General features: G+C 66.5%; 2 protein-coding genes. Both read left to right on the top strand.

Going from position 1 to position 2,300, the window contains the following annotated elements; translation table 11 throughout:
• The coding region (locus tag WCB02_RS23025; protein ID WP_423961741.1) for an acetyl-CoA C-acyltransferase at positions 1-971 on the top strand (971 nt) is incomplete at its 5' end.
• Between the two features lie 214 nt (positions 972-1,185).
• Positions 1,186-2,300, top strand: a 1,115-nt coding sequence (locus WCB02_RS23020) for an MFS transporter (protein WP_423961740.1), incomplete at its 3' end; no start/stop codon positions are given.

Raw genomic sequence — 2,300 nt, 5'->3', positions numbered from 1 at the left:
GCGCGGGTCTGCCTGATGCGACCGGCGCCACCACCATCAACAAGGTCTGCGGCTCCGGCATGAAGGCGACCATGCTGGGTCACGACATCATCACGGCGGGTTCGGCCGAGATCGTGGTGTCCGGCGGCATGGAGAGCATGACCAACGCGCCGTATCTACTGGCCAAGGCGCGTACGGGCTATCGCGCCGGCCATGACCGGATCATCGATCACATGATGATGGACGGGCTCGAAGACGCCTATGAGACCGGCCGCTCGATGGGCGATTTCGGCGAGGCGACGGCCGAGGCCTACCAGTTCACCCGCAAGGACCAGGATGCCTATGCCATGGAGACGCTGACGCGGGCCCGCAAGGCGGTGGAGAGCGGTGCGTTCAGGGCGGAAATCGCGCCGATCACGCTGACGGAAAAGGCCGGTCCCCGGGTGATCGCCAATGACGAGCATCCGCTGAAGGTCGATCCCGCCAAGATTCCGGGATTGAAACCCGCGTTCCGAACCAACGGCACCATCACGCCGGCCGCCTCGTCGGCGAACGCCGATGGCGCCGCGGCGCTGGTGCTGGCCAAGCGCTCGCTGGCGGATCGCGACGGCTTGCCGCTGCTGGCCGAGATCAAGGGCCACGCCACCCACAGCCAGCAACCGCAATGGTTCACCACCGCGCCGATCCCGGCGATCCGCAAACTGCTGGACAAGGTCGGCTGGAGCGTTGGCGACGTCGACCTGTTCGAGATCAACGAGGCGTTTGCGGTGGTGGCGATGGCGGCGCAGCGCGACCTCGCCATTCCCAGGGACAGGCTCAACATCAACGGCGGCGCCTGCGCGCTCGGCCACCCCATTGGCGCCACCGGAGCCCGCCTCATCGTGACCTTGCTGTACGCGCTGGAAGCGCAAAACCTCAAACGTGGTATCGCGGCGCTGTGCATCGGCGGCGGCGAAGCCACCGCGATCGCGGTCGAGCGGATCGTGCATTAGGCCCAACCTCACCGAGCCAGTCATCGCGCTACCCGGCGGGATTGGCCGTCCCCGCCGTGTCCTGAATGGAGGGAAGTTTGCCATTTCAGACAGAGTCAGGATCGTGCAGGATCAGCGGGATCTGGTGAACTTCGCCAGACCGGCGTCCTACTCCTCCCACGTCGTCCTACTCCTCCCACGTCATCGTCATCCAGACTTCCGGCAAGGACCTTTCATGATCTCGAACTGGCTGTCAGCCGCGCTCGCCCGCCGCAACATTCACTACGGCTGGGTGATGGTCGGCATGACCTTCTTCACCGCGCTGATCACGGCCGGCACGGTCGGCGCGCCCGGCGTCTTCATCGTGCCGCTGCAGCACGAATTCGGCTGGACCACCGCGCAGATCTCTTCGGCGCTGTCGATCCGGTTCATCCTGTTCGGGCTGATGGCGCCGTTCGCCGCCGCGCTGCTCAACCGCTACGGCCTGCGCAACGTGACGCTGACGGCGCAATTGATCGTGGTCTCCGCCCTGCTCGCCTCGCTCGCGATGACGAGGGTCTGGCAACTGGTGCTGTTGTGGGGCGTCGTGATCGGGCTCGGCACCGGCATGACCGCATTGGTGCTCGGCGCAACCGTTGCCACGCGCTGGTTTGCGACGCGGCGCGGCCTTGCGGTCGGGGTCCTCACCGCCAGCACGGCGACCGGGCAATTGGTGTTCCTGCCGCTGCTCGCCGCCCTCACCGACCGGTTCGGCTGGCGTATCGCGCTGGCGCTGGTCTGCGTCATGCTCGGCGTCTCCGCGCTCGCCGTGCTGCTCTTGATGCGCGATCGCCCGAGCGATCTCGGCCTGCGTCCGTTCGGTGATACCGGCACCGATCCGCTGCCGGCGCCGCCATCCGCCAAGACGCCGATCCTCGCCGCCGCACTCGGCACCCTGCGCGATGCGGGCCGAACACGCGCGTTCTGGATCCTGTTTGCGACCTTCTACATCTGCGGCGCCTCGACCAACGGGCTGGTCCAGGTGCATTTGATTCCGATGTGCCTCGATTACGGCATCCCGCAGGTTCAGGCCGCGAGCCTGCTCGCCGCGATGGGCATCTTCGATTTCTTCGGCACCATCTGCTCGGGCTTTCTGTCGGACCGCTACGACAACCGCTACCTCCTGTTCTGGTATTACGGCCTGCGCGGGCTGTCGCTGGTGTTCCTGCCGTTCACCGACTTCTCGTTCTACGGCCTGTCGCTGTTCGCGATGTTCTACGGGCTCGACTGGATCGCGACCGTGCCGCCGACCGTCCGCCTCACCGCGCAGCGCTTCGGACCGGAGCGCGCCAACCTGGTGTTCGGCTGGAT

Source organism: Bradyrhizobium sp. (assembly GCF_049581145.1).
Lineage (GTDB): Bacteria > Pseudomonadota > Alphaproteobacteria > Rhizobiales > Xanthobacteraceae > Bradyrhizobium.
Note: the sequence above shows the minus strand (reverse complement) of the source record. Positions and strands in the feature narration are given on the sequence as shown.